The following is an 18,191-nucleotide window of genomic DNA, read 5'->3' as shown; positions in this document are numbered from 1 at the left end:
TGAAGAGATCTCCCCATGTTCTCTCACGACTCGCCCGGCTGTGATCACATCGTTCACAGCCCGGAACGCGCCGGGGGCGCCCCCGCGCATGGCGAAGACGCCCCTGATGGCAGGTGTGGAGCGGGGATCAGGGCAGCGGGACGCGGACGATCTGGGGGTCGTGGTCGCTGAGCTGGTTGGCGAACTCGGAGTTGACGTGGACGACGTCGTAGGCGTACGCCTTCGCGGCCAGGCCCGGCGACAGCAGGATGTGGTCCAGCACCTGGGAGTTGCCCTCGTAGTCGTACGTGTAGCGCTCCGCGGCGGGCAGCGTGCGGGGCAGGTCCACCAGGGAGTTGCCCGCGGTGAGGATGTCGGCGGTCTGTGAGAACTCGAAGTCGTTGAGGTCACCCAGCACGATCACCGATGCGTTCGCGTCGACGGCCAGGATCTGGTCGACGAAGCTCTTCACCGCGGTGGCCTGATTGTGCCGCTGTGTCTCCGAGGAGTGGGCCGGCGGCTGGGCGTGGCCGAACAGCGGATCGTCGCCTCCCTTGGAGTTGAAGTGGTTGGCGACGACGAAGACGGGCCGGCCGTTCCAGGTGAACTCGCCCGCCAGCGGCTTGCGGCTCGCGGAGAACGCCGAGTTGGCCGGGTCGATGCGGCCGGGCGAGTACTTCAGCGACGGAACGCCGCCCGTGTTCACGACCGCGTCGGCCGTGGTGGCCGTACCGCCCGCGCGGTCGACGAAGGACAGGCCGCGGTCGGTGCGGAACAGGAAGACCTGGCGGATGTTGCCGCCCGGCTCACCGCCGTCGGCGTCGTTCGTCGGGTTGATCTGGCGGAAGGAGTAACTCGGGCCGCCCGCCGCGGTGATGGCGCTGATCAGCTTGGCCATGGTCTGGTCGCAGGCGACGGTTCCGTTGTCCGTGACGCCGTTGTTGTCCTGGACCTCCTCCAGGGCGACCAGGTCGGGCGACTTGAGGTTGCCCACGATCTGCCCGGCGAGGCCGTCGAACTTCGTCTGCGGGTCGGAGGGATCGAGGTTCTCCACGTTGAAGGTGGCCGTGGCCATCTCGCCGGTGGTCGCCGCGGCCGTGCTCTCCGGCGCGATGCCGCCGGCGGTCACCGTGGGGCTGCTGGTGGGGAGCAGTTTGAAGTTGCCGAAGGAGTAGTCGAGGACGCCGGTGGTGGCGCCGGTCAGGGTGTCGCCGACGTCGGCGGTCGGGGTGGCGGCGAGGACATCGTCGAGCAGGACGCGCTCGGGGTTGGCGTCGGCGGACTGGAGCACGATGCCGCCGCGGGTGGTGCGGGTGGTGCTGCCCGGCGGGACGACCGGGATCTCGCCGAAGGAGGTGCGCGGGCCGACCACCGCCGCGTTGTCGATCTCGACGCGCATGCCCTCCATCGACTCCCAGAAGTCGATGCCGTCGCTCGCCGGGTCGAAGGTGCCGCTGTTCTCGACGTCGCCGGTGGCGTCGTCCTCGATCACGGCGGACGGCGGGACGCGGCCGCCGGAGCCGACCACGGTGGGCGCGGGCAGCGCGGCGCCGCTCGACACGACGGTGACCGTGGGGGCGGTGATCTCGGTGGTCGTCAGGTTGGTGGTGCCGCCCGTGCCGCCGGGACGGAACTCGCTGACGGTGCCGCCGACGGTCACCGAGTCGGCGACGGTCACCGTGGGCGCGCTGCCGGTGTAGACGAAGACGGCCTCGCTGGTGGCGGGGTCGGCGTCGGGCTGCGGGTCCTGCATCCAGAAGCCGGTGCCCGACTTGGCGGTGACCACGCCGGGGATCGCGCTGACCGGCGAGCCGTTCAGCGGGGAGACATGACCCTTCCCCTGGATGTCCCGGATCCGGGTGGCTCCCCCGCCACCACCGCCGCTGGAGCTGGAGTTGCGCGGACCGGGCGCGGTGACGGCGAAGTCCGCGGCGTTGTTGTCCGTGTCGGTCGCGCCGCCGCCGGTGCGCAGGGCGGCGGTGGTGTTGGACAGGTTGCCCGTGGGAGAGCCCTCGGACGAGCTGGCGGTGCTGCCGTAGCCGACGAAGTCCCGTACCCCGGTCTTGGTGGCGCAGCCGGTGGAACAGGTCAGCGCGGTGGAGTTGGTGACCAGGGCCACCTTCCCGGCGGTCGCGCTCATCGCGATCGTGCCGGTGGCGTCGGGGGTCGGGAGCGCGGCGCCGGTCCCGGTGCCGGCGGCCTCCTTGACCAGGTAGTAGTGGCCCGGCGCGATGCTCCCGGACAGCGGCGTCGTCGACCAGGTGGCGCCGGTCGCGGAGGCGTACTGCACGCTCCAGCCCGCTATCGACACCGTGCTCGTGCCGCGGTTGTACAGCTCGATGAAGTCATTGGTGTACGGGGCGCCCGAGTTGCCCCCGCCGCCATAGACCTGGCTGACGACGACGTCCGCCGAGGCGGCGTACGCGACCCCCTGCGCGGGCGCCAGCAGCGCCCCCACCACGGCGGCACACCCCGCAACCGCCGCGACCCGACGGGCGGTTCTTCTTCGTTCGTGCACTGCATCCTCCAGTAGCCATCCGAAACCGACCCCAGAAGTCTTCACACCGGAAGCCCGGACTACGCGCGTCACCCCGTCAACTTCCAGTGAACAAAGGTAAAAGCGGAAGCCGGGGCCCTCCGGGCGGGGGCGGTGTGCTCGGGGCGGGGGCGGTGCGGTGTGCTCGGGGCGGGGGCGGTGCGGTGCGCTCGGGGCGGGGGCGGTGCGGTGTGGGCTGGGCGTGGTGCGCTCTGGGCGGGGGTGGGTGCCCCTCCGGGCTGGGCGTGGTGGCCTCCGGGCGGGGGCGGTGTGCTCCGGGCGAGGGTGGCGCCCTCCGGGCCGGGCGGGGTGCCCTCCGGGCGAAGGCGGTGTGCTTTGGGCTGGACAGGCGGGGGCGGTGCCCTCCGGGCTGGGCGCGGGGCCCTCCGGGCAGGGCGGTGCCTGCGGGCGGGCGCGGTGCGCTCCGGGCAGGCGAGGCTGGCTGAGGCGGTTGAGGCTGTCGAGCGGCTGGGAAGCCGGGGGTGGTTGGGGCAGTCGGGCGAGGTAGAGGGGATCGGGGCGGCCCGGCCGCGTCAGGCGGCCGAAAGAAACCGAGCGGTCGCGGAAGCGGAGCAGTCCGCCGGGGGCACGCGACGCGTAGATGGATGGCGATGCGAAAGGCCGGGACGACGTCCGGGCGTCGGAGGCAGGTCCACTTCCGTGCCTGCTCCCCGCCACAGCGGCCGGCAGGCAGACCGGGGAGGGGCCCGGGAGCCCGGGCGCCCGGCGCCCGACGGCCCGGCGGGGGACAGCCCCGCGCCGACGCCCCGCCGCACCCCACCCCACCCCTCACAAGCCCCTGACCACCGCAAACGCCCCTCGGCACCCCTCCGTACGATTCCCGGTCCAGACCCCTCACCGGCGCACCTTTTACGGTCGGGGACCCGGCCGCACAGGACAAAACCGTGTGATTTGGTGCGAGGTCCGGGCATGCCCGACCATGGGCGCCGTCCCGGCGATCCCGGGTACATCCGTTCGAGGAGAGGCGCACCACCCCATGCACGTCACCGGGACCGTCGAGTCGGCTCCGGCCCCTCAGGAGACCCCCGAGGCCCCCGCCGGCAGCACCAGCAAGCACGCCCGCCGCTTCGGGCTGCCCGTTGCCACGGCCCTGGTCATGGGCAACATCATCGGCGGCGGCATCTTCCTGCTCCCCGCCTCCGTCGCCCCGTACGGCACGCTCAGCCTCGTCGCCTTCGGGGTGCTGACGGTCGGCGCGATAGCGCTCGCCCTGGTCTTCGGCCGGCTCGCCGAGCGCAACCCGCGCACCGGCGGCCCGTACGTCTACGCCCGTGAGGCCTTCGGCGACTTCGCCGGCTTCCTCACGGCATGGTCGTACTGGATCACCACCTGGGTGTCGAACGCGGCGCTCGCCGTCGCCGCCGTCGGCTACCTCGACGTGCTGTTCCCGGTGAACCACAGCCACTGGACCGCCTGCCTGGCCGCGCTCGTCATCCTGTGGCTGCCCGCGATCTCCAACTTCGCCGGCACCCGCTACGTGGGCGCCGTACAGCTCGTCTCGACGGTGCTGAAGTTCGCGCCGCTGCTGCTCGTCGCGATCGGCGGCCTGTTCTTCTTCGACCCGCACAAGCTCGGACCGTTCCACCCGGGCGGCGGCAGCACGATCGGCGCGGTGTCCGCCTCCGCCGCACTGCTGCTCTTCTCCTACCTCGGTGTGGAGTCCGCCGCCGTCAGCGCGGGCGAGGTCAAGGACCCCCGGCGCAACGTGGGCCGCGCCACGGTCATCGGCACCGCGGGCGCCGCGGTCGTCTACCTGCTGGGCACGCTCTCCGTCTTCGGCACGGTCTCGCACTCGCACCTGGTGAAGTCCACCGCGCCCTTCTCGGACGCCGTGAACGCGATGTTCGGCGGCACCTGGGGCGGCTGGGCCGTCGCGGTCGCCGCGCTCGTGTCGATGGTCGGCTGCCTGAACGGCTGGACGCTGCTGAGCGCCCAGACGCCGTACGCCGCCGCTCAGGACGGTCTGTTCCCCGCCGCGTTCGCGCGTCGCAAGCGCGGTGTGCCGACCCTCGGTGTGCTCGTCACCACCGTCCTCGCCTCGCTGCTCACCGTCTACAACTACATGTCGGGCTCGGGCAAGGTCTTCGAGTCGCTGATCCTGATCACCACGTTCACCGCGACCGTGCCGTACCTGCTGGCCGCCGCCGCGCAGATCTTCCACCTCGTCTCGGGGCGCCGCGACAAGGTCGTCCCGGCCCGGCTGGTACGGGACTCCGTGATCGCCGCGATCGCGGCCGGCTTCTCGATGTGGCTCATCGCCGGCTCCGGCTACGCGGCGGTGTACCAGGGCGTGCTGTTCCTCTTCGCCGGCGTCATCGTCTTCGCCGTGATGGGGGCCCGCAAGCGGCAGACGGCCTGATCGGGCGGGTCTGCGCAAGGCGTGGCGGCGGGGTCGGTCCGGAGTGCGGACCGACCCCGCCGTCGTTTGTGTCCAACAGCCAGGACGCCACCAAGGGCTCCGCCCCATACGAACGCCCTCCCTTATGGGGCCCGCACACATGCCCTCCCGCGCGCCGCTTGCCTAGCCTGTGGGCCGCGCGATGGGCGTGACACCAGGGTGCGGACAAGGGGGGGCCAGGACATGCCGTACGCACGTCGAAGCTCGTACGGACGCCGAAGCTCGTACGGACGCCGAAGCACTGCGGGCCGTTGGCGACTGCTGCTCGCCGTTCTGCTGGCGCTGGTGGCGGGGGTGCCGGCGGCGGGCGGCACCGCGTCCGCCGCGACGCTGCCGTCGTACCTGACCCTGGAGGCGAGCTACGGAGCCGGCACGGTCACAGGCGGCTGGGAGCGCGTGGAGCGTTACCTGGACACCACCACGGGTTTCCGCACCGAGGGCTTCCCGCCGGACGGCCGCGGTGACCAGGACGGCAAGCGCGTGACGTACTTCGGCGGTGTCGCCCGCCCGTACTCCGGCCGCTTCCTGCTCTACTCGGCGCCCGGCTGGAACACCGGCGCCAAGACCACGCCGGTACTGCTGGTCCACGGCGCCAACGACAACGCCGACCGCGCCTGGGCCAACCCGGGCGAGGCGGGCGGCTACGGCTGCGGCGCCGCGTCCTGCCCGTCCACCGGGCTGATGCAGTACCTGTCCGGGCGCGGGCACCGCGTCTTCGCCGTCGGTTTCGCGCACAAGCAGGGCGACAACCTGATGCAGGCGCAGATCGTCGGCGACGCCGTCGCCGCCATCAAGGCGAAGCTCGGTGTCACCAAGGTCGACCTCGTCGGCTGGAGCAAGGGCGAGATGTCGACACGGGCGTACGTCTCGTCGCTGAAGCCGAGTTGGGGCCGGGCGTACGCCGGTGACGTCCGCAGGCTGATCACCGTCGGCGGGCCGAACGGCGGCTACGACTACCCCTACGCACACGGCTGGGCGCACGACTTCTCCATCTGGCCGGAGTGCGGCGGGACGGTCAACGCCCCGTCCCCGCACTCGCACATGACCTGCTACGGCCTCTACACCGCGCACCCCGAGTTCTCGATGACGCCCTCCGGCGGGTACGACAACTACCCCGGCCAGCGGCAGATGCTGGCCCGCTGGGACGGCACGTACGGCGTCGACAGCTCCGCGCAGGACTGGTACACGACGTACTACGGCGGCCAGGGCTACTACACCGCGGGCACCGGCATCCAGGCCGCCATCGACGCGGGCTCCCTGATAACTCCACTGCACAACGCGGGAGTTCCGGCCTCCGTCACCACCTACCTGCTGGCCGGCGGGTCGCCCGACGTGCTCGGGATCTTCAACGAGAACCGCGGCCCCAGCGACGGTGTGGTCTTCATCGCCAGCGCGCTCGACACCACCGGCATCCCCACGGTCGGCGGCACCGCCACCGTCGCCGGCGCCAACCACCTGGAGCTGGGCTGGAACAGCTCGGCCGCCACCCAGATCGCCGCCTGGCTCTCGTAACTCTCCCAAGGGACCGCACAGATGACCCACCGCGACCTCCGTGACCCCCGCACCCGCCGCGTGCCCACCGACCGTCTTACCGTGCAGCTCAGCGAGATACGGGACGACGGCGAGCCGGTCGTGTTCGTCCACGGCAACGTCTCCTCCGCCGCGTTCTGGGACCGCACCCTGCGCCGGCTCCCCGACCGCTACCGCCCCCTCGCGCCGGACCTGCGCGGCTTCGGCGGCACGGAGCCGCTCCCGATCGACGCGACCCGCGGCCTGCGCGACCACGCCGACGACCTCGCCGCCCTGCTGAGGGCCCTCGGCATCGAGCGGGCGCATCTGGTGGGCTGGTCCATGGGCGGCGGCGTGGTCCTGCAGTACCTGCGCGACCGTCCGGCCGCCGTGCGCTCCGCGACCCTGGTCAACCCGGTCTCCCCGTACGGCTTCGGCGGTACACACGGCGTGGAGGGCACCCTCAACTCCGCGGACGGCGTCGGCTCGGGCGGCGCGACGGCCAACCCGGAGTTCGTCACCCGCCTCGCCCAGGGCGATCGTGGCGCGGACTCCCCGCTCTCCCCCCGCTCCGTCATGGTGAGTTGCTACGTCAAGCCGCCGTGGCGGCCCGAACCCGGGGACGAGGAGGCGTACGTCGACTCGATGCTCACCACTCGCACCGGCGACGACCACTACCCAGGCGACAGCACGACGTCCGAGACGTGGCCGGGCGTCGCACCCGGGACGCGCGGAGTCCTCAACTCCCTTTCTCCCCTCCACTTCCATCTGGACGACCTGCACCTGATCGCCCCCAAGCCACCAGTGCTGTGGATCCGCGGCGAGGACGACGTCATCGTGTCGGACACCTCGCTGTTCGACCTGGCTCACCTGGGCGCGATCGGTGCGGTGCCGGGCTGGGACGGGACCCCGGCGCAGCCGATGGTGGCCCAGACGCGCGACGTACTGAACCGCTATGCGGCGGAGGGTGGTTGGGTACGCGAGGTGGCCGTGCCCGACGCCGGACACGCGGTGCATCTGGAGCGCCCGGAGGAGTTCACGGCGGCGCTGCTGGAGGTCCTGGAGGTCGGCTCCGCATGACGGTGTGCACGACCGAGCAGGGCGCCGTCCGGGGCAGCACTGCCCCGGACGGCGTGACGTCCTTCCTGGGCGTCCCGTACGCCGCCCCGCCCTTCGGACCCCGCCGCTTCCAGGCCCCGAGCCCGCCGGAGCCCTGGCCGGGCGTCCGCGACGCCACGTCGTACGGCCCGACGGTGCCCCACGCCCCGTACGCCCCGCCCTTCGACACCCTGATCCCGGAGGACGACAACCCGGGCGAGGACTGCCTCAACCTCAACATCTGGACGCCGTCACCGGAGCCCGGTGCGGGCCTGCCGGTCATGGTGTGGCTGCACGGCGGCGCGTTCACCAACGGCTCCGGTTCGGCCTCGGCGTACGACGGCAGCACGTTCGCCCGCGACGGGGTCGTGTGCGTGACCCTCAACTACCGTCTGGGCGCGGACGGTTTCCTCCACCTGCCCGGTGTCCCCGACAACCGCGGTCTCCTCGACCAGGTGGCCGCCCTGCGCTGGATCGCCGCCAACATCTCTTCGTTCGGCGGCGATCCGGATCAGGTGACGGTCTTCGGCGAGTCGGCGGGGGCGATGAGCATCGGCGCCCTGCTGTCGCTGAACCTGGCCCCCGGCCTGTTCCACCGCGCCATCCTCCAGAGCGGCGCGTGCCACCACTTCCTGCGCCCGGCCTCGGCGTCCCTGATCACGTCGCACCTGGCGGCGAAGCTGGGCACAGACCCGACACGGGAAGCCTTCGCGGCCGTCCCCCTCACCGAACTCATCGTTGCTCAGGCGGAGTTGCGCGCCGAGGTGGCCGCCCGTCCGGACCCGGCCCTGTGGGGCGAAGCGGTCCTCAACATGATGCCGTTCGAACCGGTGGCCGAGACCCTCCCCACCCCCCATGGCGACGTAGGCCTCCTGATCGGCACGAACCGCGAGGAGTACCGCCTGTTCCTGGTCCCGACGGACCGCCTGGAGACGGTGACGGAGCCGCACCTCGACGCCCTCACCTCGGCCTACGGCGCCGACCCGGACCAGACCCTCCCGGTCTACCGCGCCACCCGCCCCAACGCATCCCCGGGCGACCTCCTGGCCGCGGTGGCGACGGACTGGTTCTACCGCATCCCGGCCGTCCGCCTGGCGGAGTCCGTCCCGGGCTCCCACCTCTACGAATTCGCCTGGCGCTCCCCCCAGTTCAAGGAGAGCCTGGGCGCCTGCCACGCCCTGGAACTCCCCTTCGTCTTCGACCGCCTGGACGACCCGTCGTACGCCCCACTGCTGGGCCCCCGCCCTCCGCAGCCCCTGGCCGACGCGATGCACACCGCGTGGGTCGCGTTCGCGAAGACGGGCGCCCCGGGCTGGCCACCCTACGAACCGATCGGCCGCACCACGATGGTCTTCGGGTCCGGAGAGGAGCCCGACTCCGGGCCGGTGGGTGACCCCCGAGGGATGGAGCGGGGGGTTTGGGAAGGGCTGCGCCGGCTCCGGTAGACGCTGCGCGGGAACGCACCCTTGACACCTCGCCCCGGCATATCGAGTCTTGACGAGACGCGGTCAGTGATCGCGCCAGAACGGTCAACATCCCTTCCCGCACAGTCGCTTGCGAAGAACGGAGTCGATATGGCCACCAAGATCGTGATCCGCCCGCTGGACAAGAAGGAGACCACGGGCGACAGCAACTCCGCCGGATCCTGACCGGAGGCCGGCATGCGCGGGACCCCGTACCTCACCCTGGCTGGGCTGACGCGCGACGCTCAGGCGATGGTCGCCGCCCACCCCGGCCTCCTGCGCCTGCGTGAAGTCGGGGTCTCGCGCGCCGGCCGGCCCCTGTGGCTGCTGTCGGCCGGGCAGGGGTCCCATCAGGTACTCACCGTCGCCGGAGCCCACGCCAACGAGCTGGTCGGCGGGACGTCCGCGCTACGCCTGGCCGAAGAACTGGCGCACCGTCCGGACGTCCTCGACGCACTGGACTGCGCCTGGCACTTCCTGATCTGTCTCGACCCCGACGGCACAGCCATCGCCGAGAGATGGATGAGCGAGGCGCCGCCATCCGTCGGGACGTACTACCGGGGTTTCTACCGCCCCGCGTTCGCCAGTCATCCCGAATTCCCGCCCGTCGAGGGCGACCCGCGGTCCCCGATGCCCGAGTCGGCGGCCCTCATCCGGCTCATCGACGAACTCCGTCCCGTCGCACAGTTCTCGTTGCACGGGGTCGAAGTCGGTGGATCCTTCATGCAGTTGACGCAGGACGTCCAGGGACTGGCCGAGACGTACCGGACCGTGGCCGCCGACCTCCACATCCCCCTGGAACACCGGCCGTTCGACGGCATGGGGTGGGTCGTGGACAGCCCCGGCGTGCTGATCCTGCCCGCCGACAGCACCGGCGAGGAACGGGACCCGTCCGGCTTCACCTCCCAGGCGACCTGGATGTACGCCATGCGGCACGGCACCGTCTCCGCCGTCCTCGAAGCGCCCTTCTGGGCCGTGGACGAGGTCAGCGATCCACGGCCCGTCGAACGACCGGACCAGGAGATCGCGTGGGCGAGCGAGATACTGCTCGGGCGGGCCGCACAGGTCGAGGCGGTTCTCGACGCCGCCGAGAGGCAACCACCGCAAGAGGAGTCGCATCGAGCGCTCTTCACAGCCGCCCGGGAGCTGCTCGACATCTGCCCAGGGGTGGTGGACACGTGGAAAACCCACGGGGAGGAGAGCCCGGACGGCTTCGGGCTGGCCACCACCAGGGGCAACGCCGCCTCCCTGCGCATCGCCGCCGGGCGCATCCCACTGCGCGCCGCAGCCATGATGCGACAGGCCCTGGGCGAACCATTCGCCCCGGTCGCCACCGCCCTGGACGGGCTGGTGCGGGAGTGGTGCCACGAGCTGGAGGACTTGTTCGGCGCCCGCTGGGTGCCCGTCCGTCGGCAGACCGCACTGCAGACCCGGACCATGCTCGCCATCACCCGGCGCCTCCTGGCCCGGCACCCGCACGCCAGCCCCTCCGGCTCATGACGTACGCGCGGATCCTCAGTCCTCGGCCGGCTCCAGCTTCAGCGAGATCGAGTTGATGCAGTAGCGCTGGTCGGTCGGCGTGCCGTAGCCCTCGCCCTCGAAGACGTGGCCGAGGTGCGAGCCGCAGCGGGCGCAGCGCACCTCCGTGCGCACCATGCCGTGCGAGACGTCCTCCAGCAGCTCCACCGCGTCCGAGTCGCGCGGGTCGTAGAAACTCGGCCAGCCGCAGTGGGAGTCGAACTTGGTGTCGGAGGTGAACAGTTCGGCGCCGCAGGCGCGGCAGGAGTAGACGCCCTCGGTCTTGGTGTTCGTGTACTCACCGGTGAAGGCGGGTTCCGTGCCGGCCTGGCGCAGGACCGCGTACTCGTCCGGGGTCAGCTCCTCGCGCCACTGCTCGTCCGGCTTCACGACGTCGTACGACATGAGTCTCAGCCCCTTCAGTGCTGCTGCGACAGGCGGTCCAGGATGCGCGGGCCGAGGTCGGTCACATCGCCCGCACCCATGGTGAGAACGAGATCGCCCGGCTTCGCCATTCCCGCGATCGCGGCGGGGACGTCGCCCTTGTCGTGCACGGCGGTGACGTCCGCGCCGGCGCCACGGGCCGCGTCGATGATGAGCGCGCTGGTCACGCCCGGGATGGGGTCCTCGCGGGCCGGGTAGATGTCGAGGACGACGGAGGCGTCCGCGAGGGCCAGGACCTGGCCCATCTCCTTGCCCAGTTCCTGGGTGCGGGAGAACAGGTGCGGCTGGAAGGCGACGATGATACGGCCGCGGGCGTCACCGGCGGCCCCGCGCATCGCCTCCAGGTCGGCCGTCATCTCGGTGGGGTGGTGGGCGTAGGAGTCGATCACCTGCACGCCGGCCGCCTCGCCCTTGAGCTGGAGGCGCCGCTTCACACCCGTGTACGCGGCCAGCGCCGGGGCCAGCTCCTTCGCCGGGATGCCCAGGGCGACGCCCGCCGCCAGCGCCGACACGGCGTTCAGCGCGTAGTGGCGGCCGGGGACGGAGACCGTGAAGGTGAGCTCCTCGCCGTCCAGGAGGACGGTGACCTCGCTCTTCAGCCCCTGCGGAACCACCGACAGCACGCGTACGTCGGCGTCCTTGGCCTCGCCGTACGTCACCGTCCGCACGCCGGAGTCGGCCAGGCGGCGGGTGAGCTCGCGGGCGCCCTCGTGGTCGGCGGAGATGACCAGGGTGCCGCCGGGGACGATCCGGCCGGCGAAGATCTCGAAGGACTCGTAGATCTCGTCCATCGAGGCGTAGTTCGCGTGGTGGTCGAGTTCCACGTTGAGGACGATGGCGACCTCGGGCGCGTACTTGTGGAAGCTGCGGTCCGACTCGTCCGCCTCGGCGACGAAGATCTCGCCGTCGCCGTGCAGGGCGTTGGAGCCGGGGGCGTCCAGGTCGCCGCCGATGGCGTACGACGGGGACAGGCCGAGCGACGACAGCGACACCGCGAGCATCGACGTGGTGGTCGTCTTGCCGTGCGTACCGGCGACCGCGATCGGGCGCAGGCCGTTCATCAGGGCGGCGAGGGCGTCGGAGCGGTGGACGACCGGGATGCCCAGCTCGGCGGCGCGGGCCAGCTCCGGGTTGTCCTCGCGGATCGCGGACGACACCACGACACAGCTGGCGTCGTCGGCGAGGTGCTCGGCGGCGTGGCCGATGTGCACGGTCGCGCCCAGCGCGCGCAGCGCCTCGGCGGTCGCCGACTCCTTGGCGTCACTGCCCGCGACCTTGGCCCCGCGCTGCGCGAGGATCTTCGCGATCCCCGACATCCCGGCGCCGCCGATGCCGATGAAGTGCGGTCGGTCCATGGCGGTGGGAAGGCCGGGTGCCATGTGCGTCTCCCTGGAGTGATGCGGCGAAGCGAACGTCAGCGCCCCACCTTATGACCCCACCCCACCCAACACCTATTACGTCCCACCCCACCCCCCGGACCAACCCGAGCGGCCACCCCCAAAGGGGCGCGGGGAACCACATCCCCGGTCTGAAACCCCACCCCACGGCCAACCCAAGCGCCACGCCCCAAAAGGGGCGCGGGGAACTGCGCGCCCAGCCCCCACACACCCGCACCCGAAACCACCCCCCGATCCCCCGCCCAGCCCCCACCCCCACGAACCCGCACGAAACAACGCACCCCACCCAAAACCCACCCACCCGGCCAAGCCCAGCGGCAGCGCCTACGCCTTGCTGCGCGAGAACAGCTTCAGCACCGGCACCCCCACCTTGTGCCGCGCTCTCGACGCCCAGTCCCGGTGGAAGAACTCCTCCACGTAGTGGGGATCGGTCAGGACGATCACCTCGTCCGCGCCGGTCTCCTCCACCAGCGCCTTCAGGGCGTCCAGCGGATGGTCCTCGACGAGCCGGCCGTCGGCCTCGCATCCGGCCAGGCGCAGGGCCTTCAGGGAGACGTCCAGGGCCTGCGCGGCGGGCTCCTTCGCCGCCTCGCCCTCCGGCCGCTCACCCTCGCGGGCGGCGTCGTCCAGTTCGCCCAGGGCGATGTCGTCGATCGCCCGCAGCAGGCGATCGGCCTGGTCGCCGCGGGGCTCGAGCAGCACGTGGAAGGAGACCGGCTCGTCTCCGTGCAAGGTGGTGACGAACTCCACGTCGGCGGACGTCAGGGCCTTCTCGATCATCAATACGCTTGTGAACACCAGCGCCCCATTCTGCTTCGAGGGCCCTAAGGCCCTCCCTCCTCCGTGGGCCGGACCAGGCCCTGCGGAAACCATCCTGCCCCGTGATCGCACGGGTCCTGCCGGTTTTAGTGTGCCCTCCGGAAGCTAAACGGAACGGCAGATTCCGCTGATTTCAGGAGCGTCGGTGCCGAAATCAGGAGCGACGGTAACGACCGAACAGGAAACCGGCCTCTTCCAGCAGGGACACGAGTTCGAAGCGCCGGGGAACGGCGACCGCCGGCCCTCCGGCGATGCGCTGCGCGTCACCGGCCGTGAGCATCGGCGCGAGGGTCACGCACATCTCGTCCAGCACCCCGGCGGCGATGACCTGGCCGAGCAGCCGGGGGCCGCCCTCGGTGAGGAGCCGGGTGTGGCCGAGAGCGGCGAGAGCCCGTACAGCGCGGGCCGGGTCCACTCCGGCGCCCTCACCCGCGATCACCACCCGCGTGCCCGCCTCCTCGGCGGCGGCGATCCGGTCCGCGGGCGCCGCGGCGCCGGTCAGGATCAGCGTGGGCACCAGAGGCGAGGTGAACAGCGGCAGCGAGAAGTCCAGATCCAGGCTCGCGGTGACGATCGCGATCGCCGGGGCAGGCCCCTGTCCCGCCGCCTCCCGGACCGCCGCGAACTCGGCCCGCGCGCGGGCGGGCCGGTAGCCCTCCTGACGAACCGTTTCCGCACCCACGATCACCACATCGGCGAGCGCCCGCAGCACGCCGAAGATCCGCATGTCGGCCGGGCAGGAGATGGGCTGCGAGCGCCCGTCGTGCTGGGCGGCGCCGTCGAGCGTGGAGACCATGTTGGCGCGCAGCCAGGGCTCGCGCCCCTCGGCGGCGGCCTCGGGATAGGCGTACGCGGCGGCCAGCTCGGCCAGGCTCCATTCGCGGCCGGTACCGCCGTCGGTGGCCGCGCGGCCCTCCTCGGTCGCCCCGCCGGGGCCCCCCGCCCCGTCCGCCTGAGGCGCCTCACCAGAGGCCTGGGCTGCTGTTTCTTCGGTCACAGGGAACAGGCGTCGCATGTCGTGCAGTGTGACACGGCGCTTAGCATGGGTAACCGTGTCGTCATCCACCGCCGCCTCCGGGCTCAGTTCACCGACCGACGTGACCCCGCTGTCCCTGTGCGAACGCGAGCCGCACGTCCCCGCGGACCGGCTGGTCGCCGAGATGGTGCCACCGCCGCGCTTCGACTCCGTCCGCTTCGCCACGTACATCCCGGACCCGAACCAGCCCAGCCAGACCGAGGCCGTCGGCGTCCTCCAGGCTTTCGCGGGCGGTCTCGGCGGGGCGCACGCCACGGGCTCCGGGAAGCGCGGGTTCTTCGGCTTCGGGCGGGTCAAGGCGCCGAAGACGCCGGCCGGGCCCCGCGGGGTCTACCTCGACGGCGGCTACGGCGTCGGCAAGACCCATCTCCTCGCCTCCCTGTGGCACGCCACCCCGGCCGAGCCCGCCCTCAAGGCGTTCGGCACGTTCGTCGAGCTGACCAACCTCGTCGGCGCCCTCGGCTTCCAGCAGACCGTCCAGACCCTCTCCGGTCACCGGCTGCTGTGCATCGACGAGTTCGAGCTGGACGACCCGGGCGACACCGTCCTCGTGTCGACCCTGCTCGGCAAGCTGGTCGACGCCGGTGTCGCGCTGGCCGCCACGTCCAACACCCTGCCCGGCAAGCTCGGCGAGGGCCGGTTCGCGGCCACCGACTTCCTGCGTGAGATCCAGGGCCTGTCCGCGCACTTCCGCGCCCTGCGCATCGACGGCGAGGACTACCGCCACCGCGGGCTGCCCGAGGCGCCGGCACCGTACTCCGACGAGCAGGTGACCAGCGCGGCGTACGCCACCGAGGGCGCGTCGCTCGACGACTTCCCGCACCTGCTGGACCACCTGGCCAAGGTGCACCCCAGCCGGTACGGCGCGCTGACCGACGACCTCAAGGCGGTCTGCCTCACCGGCGTCCGCCCCGTCCCCGACCAGTCGACGGCGCTGCGGCTCGTCGTCCTCGCGGACCGGCTCTACGACCGCGAGGTCCCCGTCCTGGCCTCGGGCCTGCCCTTCGACCAGCTGTTCAGCGAGGAGATGCTGAAGGGCGGCTACCGCAAGAAGTACTTCCGCGCGATATCGCGGCTCACGGCGCTGGCCCGGGACGCCAAGGGCCTCGTGGCGGACCACTGACGGCCTGATACCAGCTCGGATCCAGTGGATCAAGAGCTGGTTCGCGCCATGTCACCCGCACTTTTCACGCTCTCTTCGACACGAAACACCCCGTTAACCCTGCAAACGACTTTGCAGGGTTAAGGTGTTTCTTGACCATCCGTTGACCAATCATTGGTGCGGACAAGAGGCGGACAAGAGACGTGGACCGTCAGGGGGGAGGACGGATGTTCCGAGGTACGACGCCCCGGGCCGTGCTCGCCCGCCTCGTCCCGCTCCTCGCCACCACCCTGCTCGCCCTGCTCATCCCGCAACTCTTCGCGTCCGCCGGATCCTTCGCATCCGCGCACACGCTCCGCCAGGCGGAGGCCAAGGCTCAGCCCGGAATCCTGCCCCCTGTGAACGCGCCCGAGGTGTCGCGCGAGGGCGCCGAGGAGTTCCGCGGCACCGACCACTCCGGCGACCCCTCCGGTCCCCCGCAGGCCCGCGAGCGCCGCCGCACCACCACCGCCGGCTGGGAGCACGCCCCCCTGATACCCGGGCGCGGTGCGGCCCTCACCCGTCCTCCGGACGCGCACGGCGCCCGGCACCACCGCACCGCGCAGGCCCCGAGACCCGCTTCTCCGGCAGCGCTTCAGGTCTTCCGCTGCTGAGACAGGAGCCGCTCCGCTCGACTGTCATACAGGCCCGACGCGCCACAGCGGCGCGCCAGGAGGAAAACATCATGCAGCCCCTCATCGACAACGCCCGTACGTTCGGACAGCGCCCTGAGGAGTTCGCCAAGCTCGCCGAAGGCCAGTCCCCGCAGGTCCTGTTCATCACCTGCTCCGACTCCCGGGTCGTTCCGGCCCTGATCACGGGCGCCCGCCCCGGCGAGCTCTTCGAGCTGCGCACCGCGGGCAACATCGTCCCGCCCTACCCCGACCAGCGGCCCAGCGGCGAGGCGGCCACCATCGAGTACGCCGTCACGGTGCTCGGCGTCAGCGACATCGTCGTCTGCGGCCACTCCCACTGCGGCGCCGTCGGCGCGCTGGTGCGCGGCGACGACCTGGACGCCGTACCCGCCGTGCGCGACTGGCTGACCAGCGCGGAACCGCGGCCCGCGGGTGCGGCGGACGACCCGTGCGTCGCCGAAGGAGTCCAGAGCCATGTCCTGGCCCAGCTGCTGCGGCTGCGCTCGTACCCGTGCGTCGCCGAGAGGCTGGCGCAGGGGCGGCTCACCCTGCACGGCTGGTACTACGAGGTGCACACCGGCGCCGTCCGCGCGCACCGCTGCCTGACCGACTCCTTCGAGGCGCTGTGAGCGGCCCCATGACCACGACGACGCCCGAGGCTCCCCGGGCCTCCAAGTTCCCCCATCTCAAGCAGGACTTCCTCGCCTCCCTCGTCGTCTTCCTGGTCGCGCTCCCGCTGTGCGTGGGCGTGGCCGTCGCCTCGGGGGTGCCGGCCGAACTCGGTCTGGTCACCGGCATCGTGGGCGGCCTCGTCGCCGGGCTGATGCGCGGCAGCAGCCTGCAGGTGTCCGGGCCGGCCGCGGGGCTGACCGTGCTGGTCTTCGAGGCGGTCGGCGAGTTCGGGCTGCCCGTGCTCGGCGTGATCGTGCTCGTCTGCGGTCTGCTCCAGGTCCTGATGGGCGCCCTGCGGCTGGGGCGGTACTTCCGGGCCATCTCGGTCTCCGTGGTGGAGGGCATGCTGGCCGGTATCGGTCTGGTGCTGATCGCCGGACAGCTGTACCCGGTGCTGGCGGCCGAGGCGCCCGAATCGGGCCCCGGCAAGCTGGTCGGGCTGCCCGGGGCGCTCGCGGACGCCTTCGGGGACACCGGCGCGCTGGCCTCGCTCGCGCTCGGCGCGGGGACGATCGCCGTCCTCGTGCTGTGGCGGCGCATGCCGGCGAAGGTGCGGGCGGTGCCCGGACCGCTCGCCGCGGTCGGACTCGCCACGGTGGCCGCCCTGGTGCTCGACCTGCCGGTGGCCACCGTCGAGGTGCGGGGGCTGCTGGGCTCGCTCCAGCCGCCCCCGCTGAGCGCCTTCGGCGAGCTGGCGCAGCCCGGGGTGATCGGCACGATCGTCGCCTTCACCCTGATCGCGTCCGCCGAGTCCCTGTTCAGCGCGGCGGCCGTGGACCGGATGCACGACGGTCCGCGCACCTCGTACGACAGGGAGCTGCTCGCCCAGGGCGCCGGCAACACGGTGTGCGGTCTGCTCGGCGCGCTGCCGATGACCGCGGTGATCGTGCGCAGCGCGGCGAACGTCCAGGCGGGCGCGCGGACCAAGGCGTCCCGGGTGCTGCACGGCGTCTGGCTGCTGCTGTTCGCGGCCCTGCTGCCCGGCGTCCTCGCGTACATCCCGATCCCGGCGCTCGCGGGCATCCTGGTGTACTCGGGCGCCAAGCTGGTCCCGGTGCGCGAGATCGCCTCGCTGTGGCGCGACCACAAGGGCGAGGTGCTGATCCTGGTCGTCACGGCCGTGTCGATCGTCGCGGTCAGCATGTTCGAGGGCGTGCTCATCGGGCTGGCGCTGGCCATCGTCAAGACGGCCTGGGAGGCCTCGCACATCCGGCTGGAGGTCGTCGACAAGGGCGCGGGCCCCGTCGAGGCGTACCTGTCGGGCAACGCGACCTTCCTGCGGCTGCCGAAGATCCTCGACGAGCTGGAGGCGCTGCCCCAGGACCGGCCGGTGCGGCTGGACCTGACCGGGCTGCACCACCTGGACCACGCCTGCCTCAGGGCGCTGGAGGGCTGGGCCGAGCGGCACAGCGCCGCCGGCACCGAACCGGTGCGGCTGACGGCGGCGTAGCGCGCCGGAACCAGTGCCCGGACCGGGGGTGGCCACGACCATGGCCCCGGACCGGACACCGGGCATATCGTTGCA

14 protein-coding genes are annotated in these 18,191 nt (G+C 72.0%); 9 read left to right on the top strand and 5 right to left on the bottom strand.

Features of this window, described 5'->3' with window-relative positions; translation table 11 throughout:
* Window positions 1-127: 127 nt before the first annotated feature.
* Window positions 128-2,440 carry a lamin tail domain-containing protein gene (locus tag QFZ74_RS24665; protein WP_307623006.1) on the bottom strand — a complete coding sequence of 771 codons (2,313 nt, stop codon included), beginning with the start codon at window positions 2,438-2,440 and terminating at the stop codon, window positions 128-130.
* Window positions 2,441-3,512: 1,072 nt separating this feature from the next.
* Here QFZ74_RS24665 and QFZ74_RS24660 point away from each other — a divergent pair.
* The 5 genes from QFZ74_RS24660 to QFZ74_RS24640 all read left to right on the top strand — a co-directional run bounded on the left by QFZ74_RS24660 (window position 3,513) and on the right by QFZ74_RS24640 (window position 10,504).
* A complete protein-coding gene (locus tag QFZ74_RS24660; protein ID WP_307623005.1) occupies window positions 3,513-4,895 on the top strand; it encodes an amino acid permease in 1,383 nt (460 codons plus the stop codon).
* Between the two features lie 222 nt (window positions 4,896-5,117).
* On the top strand, window positions 5,118-6,446 hold the full coding sequence (locus tag QFZ74_RS24655; protein WP_307623004.1) for a triacylglycerol lipase: 1,329 nt from the start codon (window positions 5,118-5,120) through the stop codon (window positions 6,444-6,446).
* 21 nt (window positions 6,447-6,467) lie between these two features.
* Window positions 6,468-7,523 carry an alpha/beta fold hydrolase gene (locus tag QFZ74_RS24650; RefSeq protein WP_307623003.1) on the top strand — a complete coding sequence of 352 codons (1,056 nt, stop codon included), beginning with the start codon at window positions 6,468-6,470 and terminating at the stop codon, window positions 7,521-7,523.
* Complete coding sequence (locus QFZ74_RS24645; protein ID WP_307623002.1) at window positions 7,520-8,986, top strand: carboxylesterase/lipase family protein; 1,467 nt, start codon at window positions 7,520-7,522, stop codon at window positions 8,984-8,986. The genes QFZ74_RS24650 and QFZ74_RS24645 overlap by 4 nt, the downstream gene beginning before the upstream one ends.
* A 216-nt stretch (window positions 8,987-9,202) precedes the next feature.
* The gene (locus QFZ74_RS24640; protein ID WP_307623001.1) at window positions 9,203-10,504 is read left to right on the top strand and encodes a M14 family zinc carboxypeptidase; all 1,302 of its coding nucleotides are present in this window, start codon (window positions 9,203-9,205) and stop codon (window positions 10,502-10,504) included.
* Between the two features lie 15 nt (window positions 10,505-10,519).
* Here the strand turns inward: QFZ74_RS24640 and msrB are convergent, their stop codons facing one another.
* The 4 genes from msrB to QFZ74_RS24620 form a co-directional block, all read right to left on the bottom strand.
* Complete coding sequence (msrB, locus tag QFZ74_RS24635) at window positions 10,520-10,927, bottom strand: peptide-methionine (R)-S-oxide reductase MsrB (protein WP_307623000.1); 408 nt, start codon at window positions 10,925-10,927, stop codon at window positions 10,520-10,522.
* A gap of 14 nt (window positions 10,928-10,941) precedes the next feature.
* Window positions 10,942-12,345, bottom strand: coding sequence for a UDP-N-acetylmuramate--L-alanine ligase (gene murC / locus QFZ74_RS24630; RefSeq protein ID WP_307622999.1), 1,404 nt, complete (start codon window positions 12,343-12,345; stop codon window positions 10,942-10,944).
* A 342-nt stretch (window positions 12,346-12,687) separates the two neighbouring features.
* The gene (locus tag QFZ74_RS24625) at window positions 12,688-13,161 is read right to left on the bottom strand and encodes an indole-3-glycerol phosphate synthase (RefSeq protein ID WP_307622998.1); all 474 of its coding nucleotides are present in this window, start codon (window positions 13,159-13,161) and stop codon (window positions 12,688-12,690) included.
* Window positions 13,162-13,336: 175 nt separating this feature from the next.
* Complete coding sequence (locus tag QFZ74_RS24620) at window positions 13,337-14,197, bottom strand: pyrimidine reductase family protein (RefSeq protein ID WP_307622997.1); 861 nt, start codon at window positions 14,195-14,197, stop codon at window positions 13,337-13,339.
* Window positions 14,198-14,234: 37 nt separating this feature from the next.
* On the opposite strand from QFZ74_RS24620, the gene zapE reads away from it, so the two are divergent.
* The 4 genes from zapE to QFZ74_RS24600 all read left to right on the top strand — a co-directional run bounded on the left by zapE (window position 14,235) and on the right by QFZ74_RS24600 (window position 18,116).
* The gene (zapE, locus tag QFZ74_RS24615; protein ID WP_307622996.1) at window positions 14,235-15,341 is read left to right on the top strand and encodes a cell division protein ZapE; all 1,107 of its coding nucleotides are present in this window, start codon (window positions 14,235-14,237) and stop codon (window positions 15,339-15,341) included.
* 206 nt (window positions 15,342-15,547) lie between these two features.
* On the top strand, window positions 15,548-15,973 hold the full coding sequence (locus tag QFZ74_RS24610; protein WP_307622995.1) for a hypothetical protein: 426 nt from the start codon (window positions 15,548-15,550) through the stop codon (window positions 15,971-15,973).
* A 71-nt stretch (window positions 15,974-16,044) separates the two neighbouring features.
* Window positions 16,045-16,623, top strand: coding sequence for a carbonic anhydrase (locus QFZ74_RS24605; RefSeq protein ID WP_307622994.1), 579 nt, complete (start codon window positions 16,045-16,047; stop codon window positions 16,621-16,623).
* Between the two features lie 8 nt (window positions 16,624-16,631).
* The gene (locus QFZ74_RS24600) at window positions 16,632-18,116 is read left to right on the top strand and encodes a SulP family inorganic anion transporter (protein WP_307622993.1); all 1,485 of its coding nucleotides are present in this window, start codon (window positions 16,632-16,634) and stop codon (window positions 18,114-18,116) included.
* Window positions 18,117-18,191: the final 75 nt, after the last annotated feature.

It is taken from the genome of Streptomyces sp. V3I7 (assembly GCF_030817495.1).
Classification (GTDB): domain Bacteria; phylum Actinomycetota; class Actinomycetes; order Streptomycetales; family Streptomycetaceae; genus Streptomyces.
Note: the sequence above shows the minus strand (reverse complement) of the source record. Positions and strands in the feature narration are given on the sequence as shown.